Here is a 17,263-nt window from a genome sequence, read left to right as displayed (position 1 = left end):
TCAGGGGAGTGTGACCGAGGTCTGGGATGAAACCGTCGACGTGCTGGTGGCCGGCTCGGGCGCGGGCGGGGCGACCGGCGCCTACACCGCGGCGCGCGAAGGGCTCTCGGTGACCCTGGTGGAGGCCTCCGACAAGTTCGGCGGCACCACCGCGTACTCCGGGGGTGGCGGAATGTGGTTCCCGTGCAATCCCGTTCTGCGGCGCGCCGGCGTCGACGACACCCTCGAGGATGCGTTGGAGTACTACCGGGCCGTGGTCGGGGACCGGACACCGGCGGCCCTGCAGGAAACCTACGTCCGCAACGGGGCGCCACTGATCGAATACCTGGAAGCCGATGAGCTGCTGAAGTTCTCACTGCTGCCGTGGCCGGACTATTTCGGCAAGGCGCCCAAGGCGCGCGCCGACGGTATGCGCCATATCGCCGCCAAACCGCTCAAGGTCGCCGTCGCGCCCGACCTGCGTGAATCGGTGCGGGGTCCGCTGGACGCCGACCGTCTCGGCCAACCGCAGCCCGCGGACTATTTCGTCGGCGGCCGGGCGCTGATCGCCCGGCTGCTGACCGCCACCGCCCGCTTCCCCGACACCTCGGCGCGCCTGGACACCGCACTGGTCGAGCTGGTGGTCGAGGGCGGCGACGTCACCGGGGCGATCGTCGAGTCGGGCGGTCAGCGCCGCGCGATCCGCGCCCGCCGGGGCGTGCTGCTGGCCGCCGGCGGCTTCGAACACAACGACGAGATGCGGGCGCACTACGGCGTGCCGGGACACTCGCGGGACACGATGGGGCCGTGGGGAAATCGCGGTCTGGCCCACCTGGCCGGCATCGCTGCCGGCGCCGACACCGACCTGATGGATCAGGCGTGGTGGTCACCGGGCCTGCGCCATCCAGACGGCACGTCGGCCTTCGCGCTGTGGTTCACCGGCGGTATCTTCGTCGATGATCGGGGCCGGCGGTTCGTCAACGAATCGGCCGCCTACGACCGGCTGGGCCGCGGTGTGCTCGACGCGGTATCGGCCGGCACGGTCACGCTGCCGTACTGGATGGTCTACGACGACCGTGAGGGCCTCATCCCGCCCGTCAAGGCCACCAACGTCTCGATGGTCGCCACCGAACGGTACGTCGAGGCCGGATTGTGGCGGACCGCGGACACACTGGAGGGACTCGCCGCCGAGATCGGGGTGCCGCCACAAGAGCTGGTCGCCACGGTGGCCCGGTTCAACGACCAGGTGCGCGCCGGCGTCGACGAGGATTTCGGCCGCGGCGAGGAACCCTATGACCGCGCCTTCAGCGGCGGGGAGTCGCCACTGGTCCCGATCGAGCAGGGACCGTTCCATGCCGCCGCGTTCGGGGTGTCCGATCTGGGCACCAAGGGCGGATTGCGGACCGATACCGCGGCCCGGGTACTGAATTCCCGCGATCGGGTGATCGGGGGCCTCTACGCCGCGGGCAACACCATGGCCGCGCCGAGTGGCACCGCCTATCCCGGCGGCGGCAATCCGATCGGAACGAGCATGCTGTTCAGCCACCTGGCGGTCCGAGACATGTTAAGCAGGAGCGATGAGCGCTTGCCCGAAGAGCAGAGCACCCGAGCATGACTGAGATCCGGGAGATCGACGCCGGCACGTCGATGACGCGGTTCGCCCGCGGCTGGCACTGCCTGGGCCTGGCCGAGGAGTTCCGCGACGGGCAACCGCACGGTATCGAGGCCTTCGGCACCAAGCTGGTCGTCTACAGCGACTCCGCAGGCGAGGTGCACGTGCTCGACGCCTACTGCCGCCACATGGGTGGTGACCTGTCCCGCGGCGCCGTCAAGGACGACAACCTGGCCTGCCCGTTCCACGACTGGCGCTGGGGCGGCGACGGCAAGTGCGCACTGGTGCCCTACGCCAAGCGCACCCCGCGGCTGGCGCGCACCCGCACCTGGCCCACCCATGAGGTGAACGGTCAGCTACTGGTCTGGCACGACCCCGAGCGTTCCAGCCCGCCACCGGAACTGGCGCCGCCCTCGATCGAGGGTTACGCCGAGGGGTTGTGGTCGCCGTGGCAGTGGAATTCGATTCTCATCGAGGGCTCGCACTGCCGCGAGATCGTGGACAACAACGTCGACATGGCGCACTTCTTCTATATCCACCACGCGTACCCGACCTTCTTCAAGAACGTCATCGAGGGCCACACCGCGAGCCAGTTCATGGAGTCAAAACCGCGCCCGGACTATATCGCCGACCCCGACAAGCTCTGGGACGGAACGCATCTGCGGTCGGAAGCCACCTACTTCGGTCCGGCCTACATGATCAACTGGCTGCACAACGACCTCGCGCCGGGATTCACCGTCGAGGTGGCGCTGATCAACTGCCACTACCCGGTGACCCACAACTCGTTCGTGCTGCAGTACGGCGTCGCGGTGCAGCAGATGCCCGGGCTGCCCGCCGACAAGGCCGCCAAGCTCGCCGGGGCGATGAGCCGGTCCTTCGGCGACGGCTTCGGTGAGGACGTCGAGATCTGGAAGCACAAGACCCGCATCGACAACCCGCTGCTCACCGAGGAGGACGGTGGCGTCTACCAGCACCGCCGCTGGTATGAGCAGTTCTACGTCGACGTCGCCGATGTCACCGCCGAGATGACCGACCGCTTCGAACTGGAGGTCGACACCACCCACGCGTTCGGCATCTGGAAACAAGAGGTCGATGACAACCTGGCGAACCTGGCGGCCCGCTGATTCCCTGCACCGGGGGGCGGCGGGCACGTGGCGGGTGACGGGTCGGCACGGTGAACATCGGTCGGCTAACGTCACCTGAGCAACCCGACGTCGGCCGCACCGACGCGCCCATGTCGTATTCGCAGGAGGAATTGTCGTGCCCGACGACCACAGCGCGCCACCGCACCGCTACGACGGTGTGGACGGGCCGCGGGTGGCGATCGCGCACGACTACCTCACCCAGCGCGGCGGTGCCGAGAAGGTCGTGCTCTCGATGAGCAAGGCGTTTCCGGACGCCCCCATCTACACCCTGCTGTACGACCCGGACGGCACCTATCCGGAGTTCGCCGATCGCGATATCCGGGTGTCCCCGCTGAACCGTGTCGCGTTGTTCCGCAAGCACCACCGGGCTGCGCTGCCGGTGCTGCCCTTCGCGGCGGGTGCGATGTACGTCGACGCCGACGTCGTGGTGACCAGCAGCAGCGGCTGGGCACACGGCTTCCGGACCGACGGCGTCAAACTCGTGCACTGCCACACCCCGGCGCACTGGCTCTACGCGCTGGACCACTACCTCAAACCCGACGGGGACCGGTTGAAGCGGGCCGCGTTGAAAGTGGGCTCGCCGCTGCTGAAGTCGTGGGACCGGCGCGCGGCGATGTCGGTCGACCGCTACCTCGCGGTGTCGACGGCCATCAAGCACCGCATCAGCGCCGCCTACGGTATCGACGCCGGTGTGCTGCCCTCCCCGATCGCGATGAAACCGCACACCGCGGCCGAACCGGTACCCGAACTGCAGGACTGGGCCACCGACGGGCCGGCCTCGCGGCCAGAGCGTCAGACCGAGGCCCCCTTCTACCTGTGTGTGTCCCGGCTGATGGCCTACAAGAACGTCGACGCGGTCGTGGGGGCCTTCGCGAAGAGCGATCGCCGGCTGGTGGTGGTCGGCCACGGCCCGGAGGCCGCGCGCATCGAGCGGATGAAGACGCCCAACGTGCGGATGCTCTCGGCGCTCACCGACGGCCAGATGGCCTGGCTGTACCAGTCGTGCCGGGCACTGATCGCGGCCAGCTACGAGGACTTCGGGCTGACCCCCATCGAGGCCGCGGTGTCCGGGCGACCGGCCGTGGTGCTGCGCTGGGGCGGCTTCCTGGATACCGTCATCGAGGGTACGACCGGGATGTTCTTCGACCGGCCGGCCGCGGACTCCATCGCCGACGCACTCGACCGCTTCGAGGCCTGCCGATTCGACCCGGACACACTGCGGGCGCACGCCGAACGGTTCAGCGAGCAGCGGTACGCGGAATCGCTGTACGCCGCCGTCGACGAGCTGACCGGCAGCGGAGAATCCTGAACGGGCCGGGTAACGGCCAACCGCGCGGCGCGACGCTGCTCGGCTAGTTATGGTTGACGCGAATTTCTCAAAGGAGCACAACACCTATGACCGGAGTACCAGCGTCGGCAGATCCGGCAGACGTCGCCCGCAAGGTTGCCGCTGCTCCCGATCTGCACATGCCGCCGCCGCCCGAGTGGATTCTCGACGAGAACAACCGGGTCATTGACTACAAGATGCAGGGCATGACCCGCGGCCGCAAGATCCGCAACCGGCTCGGTGAGCTGTTCTTCAACAGCTTCGTCACCTACATCCCGTCGCACACCATCCGGCAGGGATTCCTGCGGCTGATGGGTGCGCGGATCGGAAAGCGCACCTCGATCCTGCGTGGCACCACGGTGCTCGACATCGAGTTCCTCACCATCGGCGACGGTGTCGCGATCGGGTTCCGCTGCCTGCTGGACTCCCGCGCCGGCCTCTACATCGGCAACAACGTGACGATCGCCAGCGACGTGCACTTCATCGGCGGCGGACACGACATCAACCACCCCGACTTCTTGCCGGTTCCGATCCCGACCGTCGTGCAGGACTACGTGTGGATCGCCAGCCGCGCGATGGTGCTGCCCTCGCTCATCCACCGCGGTGCCGTGGTGGCCGCGCATGCCGTGGTCAACAAGGACGTCGAGGAACTCGCGATCGTCGGCGGCGTGCCCGCCAAGGTGATCGGTAAGCGTCCGGCCGACTCGCTGGGTTACACCAACAATCACCGCCCGCTGTTCTACTGATGGGTGCGGCGTCGGTCCCGTTCGGTGAGCACCGGCTCGTTTTCGTCGCGCCCGACGAGGGCCAGACCGCGGTCGGAGATTACGCGCAGGACCTGGTGACCGCGCTGCGCCCGCATTTCGGGGAGATCGTCGAACACCGCACCGCCGGGCCGGGCCAGGACAGTCTGGCCGATCTGCGCCGGCATCGTGCGACGGTGCGGCGACTGGTTGCCGAAGGCCCGCCCGGGCGGACGCTGGTGCACGCCGAGTTGTCCACCGGTGTGTTGCCCACCTTCTGGGCCGTCGCGGGCCTGCGGGGCGTTCCGGTCACCTCGACGATCCACGATCCGCCGCAGGGGCTGTGGTTCCTGGCCCGCACCCGAAGCATCGCCAAGTCCCGGCTGCTCACCCACGGCATCCACTACCCGCTGCGGCCGCTGTCCCAGGCGATCGAGGGCCGGGTGCACGGGGACCGGGCGCTGATCGCGCTCACCGAGACCGGCAGGCAGTCGATCGAACGCACGTATCCGCGCACCACCACCTTCTACGTGCCGCATCTGGTGCGGGAGCGGCCCGCCATCAGGCCGGCCGAGGAACGCCCCAAGGCGGTCGGTTTCTTCGGGTTCGTCTACCGGGGCAAGGGTTTCGAGCAGATCGCCCGGATCCGTGACCTGCTGCCCGCCGATATCGCGATCCGGGTCGCCGGCCGCGGCACCGAAGCTCTGCCGCGGGCCGAGGGCATCGAGATCCTCGGCGGCGTCGACGGTCCGGAGGAAGACGCGTTCTTCGATTCGGTGCGCGCCATCGTCGTCCCCTACGGCAAGCGGCACTTCTATGCCGAGACCTATCCGGCCTCCGGCGTGGTGGCCCACGCGATGGCCTACAGCACCCCGGTGGTGTGCACCGGGTACGGTTCGCTGGCCGAATTGGACAGTGCGCACGGCGTTCTCAACGTGAGTCCGCGCGGCGAGGGCGACGACGCCGTCGCCACCGGACTGGCCGAGGGCATCGAGTCGCTGCTCAACGATCCCACCCGGCTCGCCGAGTTGGGGCGCAACGCCGACCGGACCCGCCAGGAGCGTTCGGCCGAGCGGACCGCCGAGGCGCTCGTGCAGATCTGGACGCGGGTCCTGGCCGGACAGAGGAAGCGCCTGAACGGGTGAGCGAACCGATCGAGCCGGTGGCGCCCGCGCCCACCTCACATCACCTGATGCGCACCCTCTGGGCGGTGTTCTGGCTCTACGGCGGACGCGGCGTCGGCCTGTTGTGGACGGTGATCATCATCGCCCAGCTCGGTATCGCGGACTACGGGCAGTACGGCATGGCCTATGCCGCCTTCTCGTTGATCGGCCCGCCGCTGGACAACCCGTTCGCGGTCCGCGCGGTGCGCGAGTCGCAGGAACGGTTCCTGCGCGAACGGGTGACCCGGTACCTGCTCGGCCTGACGTTGATGGTCGCCGGGGCGGCCCTGATCGAGGTCAGCTACATCGCCTGGTTCGGGCTGTTCGTGGCCGGTGGCGAGATCATCTTGAAGGCTTACCAGAGTCACTGGGCGCGTGACGGGCAGCCGCAACGGGTCGCGCAGCTCGACACCATCCGTCAGGTCACCAGCGTGATGTGCGCCGCCGCATACGTTTTCCTGGTCGAGCACCCCACCCTGCAGATCGCCAGCATGTTCCTGGTGGCGCCGTATGTCGTGATCGCCGTCATCGTCGGCTTCTCGGTGCTGGGGCCCCGTCCCGGAATGCCCGGGCCGCCCAAACTGATCGCCATCCTGATCGGCGAGATGCTGGGCCTGGCCGCCTACCTGCAGGGCGATGTGCTGCTGCTGGGCTGGCTGACCAACGACACCATCGTCGGCTACTACGCGCTGACCGTCACCGTGACGATCGCGATCGTCGCCGTCGGACAGTCCTTCGGCATGTCCTACAACCGCTCCCTGCGTGAAGGTGACGGGAAGCTGGCGGCCGGTCCGCCGCTGAAGAGCACGCTGATCCTCGGCGGCGTCGCCGGGTTGCTGGTCCTGATCGTCGGCGTGGTCATGCTGTTCACGCCCGCGCCGAACGAACTCGCGGTCGCGATGATCATCATGAGCATGTTCTGCGGGATGCGGACCATCACCTCGGTGTTCCAGGCGGTGCTCTACCTGCAGCGCCGCGACACGACCCGGCTGGTGGCCAACCTCAGCCTGCTGCCGATCAAGCTGGGGCTGGTCGCGCTGCTGGCGGTGGCGGGCGCGGTCGGGGCCGCGATCGCGACGGTGATCGCCGATGCTCTGCTGCTCGCCATCTACGCCTATGTCCTCTACCGCGCACCCCGTGTCAGAAAGGCGGCGGAATGACCAGGGCGACGTTCCTGCTGTCGAAGGACCCGGTCGCCGAGCACGGCGGGGACGTGGAGCTGTCCCGGCTGGTGATGCGGCTGGCATCGGACTCGCACGAGGTGTCGGTGATCTGTCTGTCGCATCAGCCGCCGGGCCGCACGACCGCCGATCTGGTCGACGGCGGCGCCGTGGTGCAGCGGGTGGCCAAGTCCGGCGTCCAGCCGGTGCGGCTGCTCAAAGACACCGTGCGCAGCGGCCGCAGCCTCGCGCATGCGCGTTTCGACAATGACGCACTGGTGGCCGCGATCTCCGCGTCGCCGGCCGATGTCTTCGTCGCCGAGCACAGTTACATGGCCGAATCGTTCCTGCGCAGCGCACAACGCGGCGCGGCACGCTTCGTCGTCAACACCCATGTCAGCGAATCGCTGGTCTGGCGGGCCACCCGGGGGGTGCTGGGGCGCCTGCAGGTGGGCAGGCTGGTGCGCGATGAACTGCGGGTGGCCCGGGCCGCCGATGCGGTGGGCACCTATGACGCACAGGAGGCGGAGTTCTACCGTGCCAACGGTGTTCCGTCCGCGCGGTGGCTGGACCTGACGCTGCCGCCGGCCGCCCAGGTCGACGTGTCGGCGACCCCGCGGCGGCTGGTGCTGATGGGTACCCGGGACTGGCCGCCCAACCAGGAGGCGTACCTGACCGCACTGCGGCTGTGGCCACAGATATCGGCGGGCATCGCGGGCGCCGAGCTCTGCGTGATCGGCGCCCGACACGCCAAGGCGAAGGCGCCGCACCATCCCGACGGCGTGCGCGACCTCGGCTTCGTCGACGACCTGGCAGGTTTTCTGGGGACCTGCCGGGCCATGATCGCGCCGATCAGCACCGGCGGCGGGGTGCGGGTGAAGATCCTCGACGCGGCCAGGATGGGGCTGCCGGTGGTCGGCACCAGCGCCGCGGTCGGGTCCCTGGGCGACCTGCTGGAACTCGGCGTCCACGATGAGGACGCCGACTTCGTCGCCGAATGCCGTCGGCTGCTGCTGGATCTGCCGGCCGCCACCGCGGCGGGGGACCGGTTGTACGCGCTGAACCGCCAGTACTGGCAGCAGCGCCGACCTCATCGGGCGGTCGAGGCGCTGCTGGCCGGCTAGTGGCGTCCCGCGCCGACCGCGGCCGCCGCAGGCACCGGCCGGGTGGCCTCCGCGATGCGCGTCTCCAGCGCCGAGCGTTCCTGGTCCTCGCGCCGGAGTTGATCGGCGTAGGCCAGGAAGGTCAGGAAAATGGTGTACAGAAACACGATCTGCGGGATGACCACAACCGGGTGGTCGAGATTCAGGGCAACGACCGAAAATCCGATGAATACGCCGCCATAAAGCGCGCCCGGTAGCGAATTCGATCGCAACAACCGGTAACCAATTACGCACCCGATCACGACGACCGCCAGAAAAGCCGCGCCGACGAAGATGCCGCCGCGGTGAATCGCGATCAACGGGGCATTGGACACGAAGTTCTCGATGAAGGCGTATGCGCCGTCCTTGAACTCCCGTTGCGACCAACCCCAGCCGAACAACCAGTGCCCGTCCATGCGTCCGGGGAATTCCCGGATCGAGTCCACCCGGTCGGTGGCACCGGCGTCATTGGAGCTGAGCGTGCCCATCAACCGGGTGCGCACCGAGGGCACCATGAAGGCCCCGATGAAGGCCAGCGTCAGCGTGCCGACCAGGATCTGGCGATCGCGTGAGCGCATCGGGTGGAACACGAAAACCAGTACGACACCGACCAATACGCTGACGATGGCCGAGCGGCTGAGTGTCAGCGCGATGGCCGAACCGAGGATCGCGGCGAGTACCACGCGGCGCCAGCCGGTGAAGACGATCATGGCGATCACGAACGAGATGACCAGACCGATACCGGCGGCGTTGGGGTCAAGCCACAGCCCGCCGAGCCGGCTGAAGGCCTGGCTGTCGGCGGCCACCTGGAAGCGGTCGGTGCGTGGCAGATTCGAGGTGCCGCCGGTGAAGAAGAAACGTTCGGTATTGGCCACCGCATAACCGAAGATCCGGAAGGGCTGCAGCAGTATCTGATTGGAGCCGAGCACGATGGACCCGATGCCGATCAACGCGTTGAAACTGGCCGCATAGACGAAGATCCGGCCGAACTTCGCCAGATGTTCGCGCGGCAGCGCGAGCAGCGCGAAGAAAGCGCCCGTCGCAATCGCCCATTTGGTGTAATCCAGGATGTTCACGATCGAGCTGAACGTGACCACCATCGACACCGCGGAGATGACGACCAGCACCAGCACACTCTTGGCCAGCGTGCTGCCCAGCACCGGGAAGCGTTTGGCCGCGTTGGGATGGACCAGGGCCGCCACCAGTGCGCCGCCGGCGAACGGCAGATACAACGGCAGGTGTACTCCCGGGAAGTAACCGAACGGCAGCGAGCCGACGGCGATCGCCATACCCCAGTACAGCCACAGCGGGTGGCGAAGTCCGACGTAGACGCCGACCGCCAGGGCGATCAAGCCGCCGACGGCCATGATCCCGAGTTTGCCGCCGAGTGCCACCACGCCCGCAACCAACGGGACGAATATGATGATCGCGGCTCCGACCAGCAGGTCGGGCCGCGTGGACGCGCCGAGTTTCATTGCGGGCTCGTCTTCATTGCGGAATGATCCTCACGGCTTTACCGCACCGTCGTTGCATTTAACTATCCTTGCACCGACTCAGCTGGCCGCGCTACAGGGGCGCTCGGCAAAGTGTGCAGCTACTGTTGTTGACGCTATCGTTGCATTGTTGTGGCGATCCCAGAGCGAATGGAGTGCTCCCTTGGCCATCGGTGATTACCTGCGAATTTTTCGCCGGTTGTGGTGGGTGGTGCTCTTGGCGACGCTGATCGGTGTCGCGGTGGGCTACGCGACCACCCTCTTCTCGACCACGCAGTACTCATCGACGACAAGGCTCTTCGTCACCACCCAGAGCGGTACCTCGGTGGGCGACGCCTACCAGAACAACCTGTTCTCCCAGGAGCGCGTGTTCTCCTACGCCGGTCTGGCCACCAGCGACCAGGTCGCTGCGCGGGCCATCGATCAGCTCAAGGCACCGCTGACCGTCGACGAGCTGCGCGCGAAGATCACCGCTGTGCCGCTGCCGCAGACCGTGTTGTTGGACGTCACCGCCACCGATCCGGACCCCGCGGCCGCGCAGCGCTACGCCAATGCCGTTGCCGACCAACTGGTGAACGTGACCGCGGAGCTGGAGACCTCGCGGCGCGGCGGTGAGGCCGCGGCCGCCGCAGTGCTCGTCGACGACGCCAGCTACGGAACCGAAGTGCCCGCCATGGGCCTGACCACCCGCCTGGCCGCCGGCGCGGTGGGCGGCCTGGTGCTCGGTGTGCTGCTCGCGATCGCGCTGGGTCTGTCGGACACCAAGCTGCGCCGGCGCGAACGCATCGAGGACGTCACCGGTATCCCGCTGCTGGGCACGCTGGTGGCCGACAAGCAGAGTCGCGACGGCATCATCGACATCGACTCCGGCGGCCTGGCCGTCGAGCGTCTGCGCGAACTGCGCACCAACGTGCAGTTCGCCCGCAATGCCACCGGGCAGCATCCCCGGGTGATCGCCGTGACCAGCCCGTCCCCGCAGGACGGCCGTTCCTCGACGGCCATCGACCTGGCCGTTGCATTCGCCGAGTCGGGTCACTCGGTGGTCCTGGTCGACGGTGATCTGGTGAAGCCGGAACTGCCGCAGCTGCTCGGGCTGGACTCCGGCACCGTGACACAGGCGGGCACGAAGGGTTTCACCACGCTGCTCGCCGGCCAGCACGATCTGTCCGAGTCGCTGATCGAGGTACCGCAGTCCGGGTTCGCGCTGCTGCCTTCGGGGCCGGTGCCCTCGGTGCGCCGTGAGCTGTGGGGCGATCAGCGGGTGCAGCGGGTGCTGGAGCTGCTGCGCGGACACTTCGACTACGTGATCATCGACACCCCGCCGCTGACCAAGTACGCCGACGGCGCGGTGCCCGCCGCACTCGGTGACGGTGCGCTGGTGCTCGGCCGGCTCGGCCACACCAAGACCTCGGAGCTGCGCAAGGCGCTCAAGGTGTTGCAGACCGCGCACGCCCCGGTGCTCGGTGTGGTGGCGACCTGCGAGCCCGGACACCGTCGTGAGCTGTCCGCGGACCGCAAGCACCAGGGCGGCGCCCATGCCGTCGCCGCATCGCCGGCCGCCTCCGAGGATGATGCCGACAGCCGCACCGCGAGGTCGCAGGCCTCATCTCGCACCTCGGGATAACGGCGTGCCGAGTCTGATTCGTGGTGCGGCGGTCCTGTTCGTGGCTGTCGTACTGGTGACCTCGTGCGCCCCGGCGCAGCCGCCGGCACCACCTCCGGGCTCGGACACCGTGACGATCAAGACCTTCACCCCGCCCTTCGACGGTAAACCCCGCCTGCCACCGCCCGATATGAACGATGACGGACCGGGGTCGCTGGTATCGGTCGAACCGATGAGCGGCAGCGAACTGCTCAACCAGGACGACGCCACGTACATGCGCGTCGTCTACCGCTCGACGTCGGGCGTGGACGGATCGCCGACCGAGGTCTCCGGGGCGGTCGCGATCCCGCCGGGTGATCCGCCCAAGGGCGGCTGGCCCATCCTGGCCTTCGGGCAGGGCACCAAGGGCGTGCTGAACAAATGCGCGAGCAGCCTCTACGGCAGCCTGCCGCTGAACGCATGGACGATGTCGGTGTTCGTCCGCTCGGGCTTCCTGGTCACCGTCTCGGACTTCCAGGGCGCCGGCGTCGAGGGCTACCAGCACCCGTTCCTCAACGCCAAGACGTATGGCTACAACGTCATCGACTCCGTGCGCGCGGCGCAGCGGGTCGGCGCCGAAACCAGCGACCGCTGGCTGTCCTACGGCCACTCGGCGGGAGGCCTTGCCGTGTGGGCGGCCGCCGAACAGGCCCCCACCTACGGTCAGGGACTCGATCTGCTCGGCACCGTCTCGATGGCACCGGCCGCCGACATGTCCGGGCTGGCCGACGCCGCCTGGGAGGGCACGCTGACCCCCGATCAGCGGGTGACACTCGTGTTCGCCCTGCAGTCGCTGAAGTGGTTCAACCCCGAGATGAATCTGGACAACTACCGGCGCGGCACCACCGCCGAGAACTGGGATCAACTGCTCGACTGCATCCCGCCGAACTTCGACGACATCGCCAGGGTGCGCGGGTTGATGACCAACGAAGACCTCCGGCCGGCCACCTACGAGGATGTCGTCTGGTTGCGTGAGCGCCTCGCGGAAATCGCTGTGCCACAAGCCCCCAACACCACACCGATGGTCGTCGGCTACGGCACGCAGGACATGCTGGTCAATCAGTCCTGGTTCGAGCAGGCACTGGACCGGGCCTGCGCGATGGGCAGCTACATCGAGATCCGCAAGGGCCCCGGCAAGGGGCACGCCGACCTCGACAGTGGTTTCACCCTGCCCTGGCTGATGGATCGCCTCGACGGTGCCGACCCGCCGCCCAACGATTGCCTGAGCAGAAATTGAGGGCGCCGGTCGACGTGCCACGGGCACGGGATTATCTGACGATCGCAGCCCGGGGCTGGGTGGTGATCCTGCTGGCCACGCTGCTGGCGCCCGCCGTCGCGTTCGGCGTGCAGAAACTGACCGCCGAACGCAGTTACACCGCGTCGGTGCTGCTGTTCGCGCAGGTCGCCGGTGACCCGGGCACCTACTCGGCCTACGCCGGCGGGATCGGGGCCAACAGCCGGATGTCCACCTACGTGTCACTGGCCCAATCCTCGGTGATCAGCGAGCGCACCATCGAGCAACTCGGGTTGCCGCTGACCCCAGGCGAACTCGCGGCCAACGTCACCGCGACGTGGGAGCCCTACGGCGTGTCCAGGTTCGGGCGGCCCTCCTCGGCGCTGCTGCGGGTCGGGGTGACGGGCACCGATCCGCAGACCACCATCGACACGGTCAACACGCTGGCGTCGGTGCTGATGAAGATGTCCGGCGAACTGGAGTGGGTCGAGTCCGAGCCCACCGATCCCATCCAGTACACCGGTCCGGCGGCCGAACTCGTGGCCGTCGACCCGGCGACGGTTGCGCACGAGGTCCAGCCCGACCTGACGAATACGCTGCTGGTGGCGGCCGGCGTCGGTTTCGCGCTCAGCCTGGTGCTGGTGTTGGCGTTCGGGCTCACCCGTGACGAGGTGCTGACCGGTAGCCAGCTGCGCTACGTCGCCAACTCGTCCGCCTCCTCCAACGGCGAGCCCACCCGGTCTTAGGAGCTCGATGGCACACATGATCTGCGCACGGACGACACGCAAGGCGCTGGCGAGTTCGCTGCTGGCGCTCGCGCTGGTGGTCGCAGGCTGCGCGGAGCCCGACCCCGGCCCGTCGGCCGCGGTGGTTTCGGAAATCCAGCTGCCCGCGGACTATTCGGCCACCGGCCCCGGTGCGCTCGTCAGCGCCACCCGGCTGCCCACCATCGATCGCCGGCTGCTGCGGGTCACCTCCGTGGCGGCCCACATCACCTATAACTCGACCTCCGGTGTCGACGGCAGCTCACAGGTCGTCTCCGGCAGCGTGTTCGCTCCGAGTGGCACCCCACCCGAGGGCGGCTGGCCCGTGATCGTGTTCGGGCATGGCACCACCGGCGTGCTCTCGGAATGCGCGCCGTCGCTGTCGCCCACCCTGCTGGGTGCCGCCGGGGCGGTGCGGGCGCTGGTCACCCTCGGCTACATGATGGTGGTTCCGGACTATCAAGGCCTGGGCACCATCGACAGCTACCACCCCTACCTGGATGCCACCACCGCCGGGTACAACATGATCGACGCGGCCAGCGCGGCCCGCAAACTGGTGCCCGATTCGTCGGACAGATGGGTCGCCTTCGGGGTGTCCCAGGGCGGCCAGGCGTCCTGGGCCGCCAACGAGTTGATCGCCGGCTACGGTGCGCAGGACACCCGGCTCATCGGCTCGGTGAGCGTATCGCCCGCGGCCGATATCACCGGCATGGCGGATATGGCCGCCGAGGGCATCCTGTCCCCGCAGCAGCGGATCGCCATGGTGCTCATCCTGTCGTCACTGCAAAACGCGCATCCCGATTTCGATCTCGACGACTACCGGCGTGGCCTGGTCGAAGAGAAGTGGGATCTGCTCGCCGGATGTTCCACCGTTGCCACCGAGGATCGGCTCGCGGTGGCCGAGCAGATTCCGCCGGAGGACCTGCGCCCGTCGACCCCCGAGGCCCTGGACACGTTGCGCGGGTACCTGAACCAGATGAGCGGTCTGCCGCGCGCGCCGGCCAGCGCGCCGATGTTCGTGGTGCACGGTGACGCCGATGACGTGGTTCCGGTGGTGTGGACCACCGAAGCGGTCCGAAGAGCCTGCGACATGGGCGATACCGTGGCATCCTTCATCGCTGGTGGCCGGGGACACGGTGACTTCGACCCCATCGTGTCGCTGGACTGGATCATGAAGCGGTTCGACGACGCGCCCGCCGACAGCACCTGCGCAGTCGAGGGCGGGCCGTCGATCCTCAAGACCACCTAGTCGAGACCACCACATCGAACGGGCAGCCTGACCACCGCGACCGGAGAACGCTCATGACAGACACCAACGCGACGCGCGGTGGCGCGGGGGCCTCCGGCGTGCCGGCCGTCGAGTCCCAGGTGGTCGCCAGTTCGCCGACGCACACCAGGATCATCGGCCTCGACGGTATCCGCGGGCTGGGCTGTCTGGCGGTGGTGATGGGCCATGTGGCGCTGAGCTATTCTCCGGTCACCCACGACAAGGCCTTCCTCGGCGTGCTCGGCCTGGCGCTCATCCTGTTCTTCGTGCTCAGCGGATTCCTGCTGTTCCTGCCCTACATCCGCCGGCTGACCAAGGACCGGGCGAAGGCCGCCATGCCGGACACCAAGCAGTACGCCCTGCACCGGTTCTTCCGGGTCTTCCCCGGATATCTGACCATCTTTTTGATCTGCAATTTCGTGCTCCAGGTGGCGTACGTGCAGAATTCGGCGATCCAGCCGCACGGCACCGACGCCGGCACCGGGATGATCACCGACCCGTGGGAGCTGCTCGCGAATCTGACGCTGACGCAGACCTACATTCCCGAATACGTGCAGACCGGGATCAGCCCGGCGTGGTCGCTCACTCTGGAGATCGCGTTCTACGCGGTGCTGCCGCTGTTGGGTTACCTGCTCTTCGCGCTGCGCAAGCGCACTGATGTGAAGCCGTTGGTGCTGGCGTGCCTGGCCCCGGCCATCCTGCTGGTGCTCGGCCTCGTCGGCCGGCTGTTCGCGCCGCTGGTGTTCTCGGCCACCGGCGCGGACACCGTGATGATGCAGAACTGGGGCCCCACCTGGGCTGCGGTCTTCATGCGCAGCTTCATCACCAACGCGGACCTGTTCGCCTACGGCATGTTCGCAGCGATCCTGTTCGTCGCGATCGAGCAGGGTGTCATCTCCGTCCCGGCGGCCAGGCGGATCCATCTGCTGTGCTTCCCGCTGTTGCTGGTGTCCTTCGTCGCCGCGCTCGTGCTCGCGGTGACGGGCACCGTATTCGCCACTGCCGGAATCGGCTTCGTCTCCGCGGTGTTCATCGCGATCGTCGTTCTGCCGTTGGCGCGCGGGAAGGATTCCCCGATTGCGCGCTTCCTGGACCTGAAACCGTTCCACTTCGTCGGCGTGATCTCGCTGTCGGTGTACCTGTGGCACTACCCGGTGCTGTTGCTGCTGGGCCGCTACGACCTGGCCGCCGGGGACTCCTGGAGCGGCATGTTCCGTAATGTTGCGGTGGTGGCCGTCGTGACGATCCTGCTGTCGACCATCACCTACTACGCCGTGGAGCGTCCGGGACTCGGTCTCGTCAATCGGTTCCGGAAGAATTGATGCGCCGCTACCTGCTGCCGGCCGGCATCGTGCTGGCCGTGCTCATCCTGGTCGCCACCGCGGTGCTGGTGGTATCCCCGTCCGCCCGCCAGACCCTGGGTCTGTCAGGTGAGCCGCCGGCCGCGGCGCTGCCCCAGCCGATCGAGGGTGCGGACCTGTCGGGCAGCGGCGCCGGTTCGCTGGTGAGCGCGATGTCGATGCCGGAGTTCAGCCGCAGCCCGCAGGGGGCGGCGCTGAACTCCGCACGGGTCGTCTACCGCTCGACAAACGGTGACACCGGCGAGCCGACGGTGGTGTCCGGTGCGGTGTTCACGCCCGGCGGTGGCGCGCCGGCCGGGGGCTGGCCGGTGGTCGCCTTCGGTCACGGCACCCTGGGCATCGACGAGCCCTGCGGGCCGTCGCTGTCGGCGACACTGCTCGGTCTGACCGATTGGGTGGTCAAGCTCACCGAGCTGGGTTTCGCCGTGGCGTTGGCGGACTTCCAAGGACTCGGATCCCCGGGAATCCATCCGTATCTGGATTCGCGCACCGCGGGCCGGAACATGATCGACTCGGTGCGTGCGTTGCAGCGCACCTTCCCGGATGTCTCGGACAGGTGGGCCGCACTGGGCGGCTCGCAGGGCGGCGGTGCGGCGTGGGCGGTGGGGGAGCAGGCCGGGACGTACTCCCCGGAGATGGTTCCGCGCGGAGTTCTCGCACTGGCGCCCGTTGCCGATATCGCGGGTCTGGTCGACAAATCCGTCGACGGCACGCTGACCAAGGAACAGGTCGCAGCGCTGGTGCTGGTCGTCGAATCGCTGGCCCGGCTGCACCCCGAGATGAACCGGGACGACTACCGCAGCGGTGTCGCGGCCGAGAACTGGGACATCCTGATCGCCTGCTCCGGTGATGCGGTACATACCCGGGAGGCTGTGATCGACCGGCTCGAATCCGGTGACCTGAAGCCGCGGACACCGGAGGCCGCCGAGCAGTTGCGGGGCTACCTGCGGCAGTGGGCGCTACCGCAGCAGCCGCTGGCAGCGCCGATGTCGGTTGTGTACGGCGGTGAGGATGAGTACATCGACCCACGCTGGACGACGGATGCGCTGGCCCGCGCCTGTGAGCTCGGCGGCACGGTGGTGTGGGACTTCCAGCCCGACAAGGGCCACGGCGACCTGGAGGTTGCCGACCAATTGGGCTGGTTGGCAGAACGACTCGAGGGGCTGCCGATGCAGCGTCCAGCGGGGGAAGCGGCCGCCAATGCGTGCGGTTAGTCCGCGAAAGGCCCGCC

The 17,263-nt window shown here is 68.2% G+C and carries 14 protein-coding genes; 13 read left to right on the top strand and 1 reads right to left on the bottom strand.

Translation table 11 applies throughout. From position 1 onward, the window contains the following. The first annotated feature begins 10 nt into the window (after window positions 1-10). The 7 genes from EXE63_RS07705 (at window position 11) to EXE63_RS07675 (ending at window position 8,253) form a co-directional block, all read left to right on the top strand. Complete coding sequence (locus tag EXE63_RS07705) at window positions 11-1,594, top strand: FAD-binding protein (RefSeq protein WP_168141442.1); 1,584 nt, start codon at window positions 11-13, stop codon at window positions 1,592-1,594. Next, window positions 1,591-2,715, top strand: a complete 1,125-nt coding sequence (locus EXE63_RS07700) for a 3-ketosteroid-9-alpha-monooxygenase, oxygenase component (protein ID WP_168141441.1) — start codon at window positions 1,591-1,593, stop codon at window positions 2,713-2,715. The genes EXE63_RS07705 and EXE63_RS07700 overlap by 4 nt, the downstream gene beginning before the upstream one ends. A gap of 136 nt (window positions 2,716-2,851) precedes the next feature. Next, window positions 2,852-4,045, top strand: a complete 1,194-nt coding sequence (locus EXE63_RS07695) for a glycosyltransferase (RefSeq protein ID WP_168141440.1) — start codon at window positions 2,852-2,854, stop codon at window positions 4,043-4,045. A gap of 86 nt (window positions 4,046-4,131) precedes the next feature. Next, complete coding sequence (locus EXE63_RS07690) at window positions 4,132-4,809, top strand: acyltransferase (protein WP_168141439.1); 678 nt, start codon at window positions 4,132-4,134, stop codon at window positions 4,807-4,809. After that, entirely contained in the window at window positions 4,809-5,951 is a 1,143-nt protein-coding gene (locus EXE63_RS07685; protein ID WP_168141438.1) for a glycosyltransferase family 4 protein, read from the top strand. Before EXE63_RS07690 ends, EXE63_RS07685 begins: the two co-directional genes overlap by 1 nt. Continuing rightward, the gene (locus EXE63_RS07680; RefSeq protein WP_210000373.1) at window positions 5,948-7,129 is read left to right on the top strand and encodes a lipopolysaccharide biosynthesis protein; all 1,182 of its coding nucleotides are present in this window, start codon (window positions 5,948-5,950) and stop codon (window positions 7,127-7,129) included. The genes EXE63_RS07685 and EXE63_RS07680 overlap by 4 nt, the downstream gene beginning before the upstream one ends. Next, complete coding sequence (locus tag EXE63_RS07675) at window positions 7,126-8,253, top strand: glycosyltransferase (RefSeq protein WP_168141437.1); 1,128 nt, start codon at window positions 7,126-7,128, stop codon at window positions 8,251-8,253. The genes EXE63_RS07680 and EXE63_RS07675 overlap by 4 nt, the downstream gene beginning before the upstream one ends. Here the strand turns inward: EXE63_RS07675 and EXE63_RS07670 are convergent. Continuing rightward, a complete protein-coding gene (locus tag EXE63_RS07670) occupies window positions 8,250-9,746 on the bottom strand; it encodes an O-antigen ligase family protein (protein ID WP_168141436.1) in 1,497 nt (498 codons plus the stop codon). The genes EXE63_RS07675 and EXE63_RS07670 overlap by 4 nt on opposite strands. A gap of 181 nt (window positions 9,747-9,927) precedes the next feature. Here EXE63_RS07670 and EXE63_RS07665 point away from each other — a divergent pair, with 181 nt between their 5' ends. Genes EXE63_RS07665 through EXE63_RS07640 form a run of 6 tightly spaced genes read left to right on the top strand, consistent with a single transcriptional unit; the run spans window position 9,928 to window position 17,246 of the window. Continuing rightward, on the top strand, window positions 9,928-11,388 hold the full coding sequence (locus tag EXE63_RS07665; protein ID WP_168141435.1) for a tyrosine-protein kinase domain-containing protein: 1,461 nt from the start codon (window positions 9,928-9,930) through the stop codon (window positions 11,386-11,388). Window positions 11,389-11,392: 4 nt separating this feature from the next. Next, window positions 11,393-12,643 carry a lipase family protein gene (locus EXE63_RS07660; protein WP_210000371.1) on the top strand — a complete coding sequence of 417 codons (1,251 nt, stop codon included), beginning with the start codon at window positions 11,393-11,395 and terminating at the stop codon, window positions 12,641-12,643. Window positions 12,644-12,657: 14 nt separating this feature from the next. Next, window positions 12,658-13,386 (top strand): YveK family protein, encoded by a 729-nt coding sequence (locus tag EXE63_RS07655; RefSeq protein ID WP_168141433.1) that lies wholly within the window; start codon window positions 12,658-12,660, stop codon window positions 13,384-13,386. A gap of 7 nt (window positions 13,387-13,393) precedes the next feature. Continuing rightward, window positions 13,394-14,653 (top strand): lipase family protein, encoded by a 1,260-nt coding sequence (locus EXE63_RS07650; RefSeq protein WP_234904416.1) that lies wholly within the window; start codon window positions 13,394-13,396, stop codon window positions 14,651-14,653. A gap of 53 nt (window positions 14,654-14,706) precedes the next feature. Next, window positions 14,707-15,993, top strand: coding sequence for an acyltransferase family protein (locus EXE63_RS07645; RefSeq protein WP_168141432.1), 1,287 nt, complete (start codon window positions 14,707-14,709; stop codon window positions 15,991-15,993). Then, window positions 15,993-17,246, top strand: a complete 1,254-nt coding sequence (locus EXE63_RS07640) for a lipase family protein (protein WP_168141431.1) — start codon at window positions 15,993-15,995, stop codon at window positions 17,244-17,246. The genes EXE63_RS07645 and EXE63_RS07640 overlap by 1 nt, the downstream gene beginning before the upstream one ends. The last annotated feature ends 17 nt before the right edge of the window (window positions 17,247-17,263 follow it).

This window comes from Mycolicibacterium frederiksbergense, from assembly GCF_012223425.1.
Taxonomy (GTDB): domain Bacteria; phylum Actinomycetota; class Actinomycetes; order Mycobacteriales; family Mycobacteriaceae; genus Mycobacterium; species Mycobacterium frederiksbergense.
This window is presented reverse-complemented; position numbering and strand designations above follow the sequence as displayed.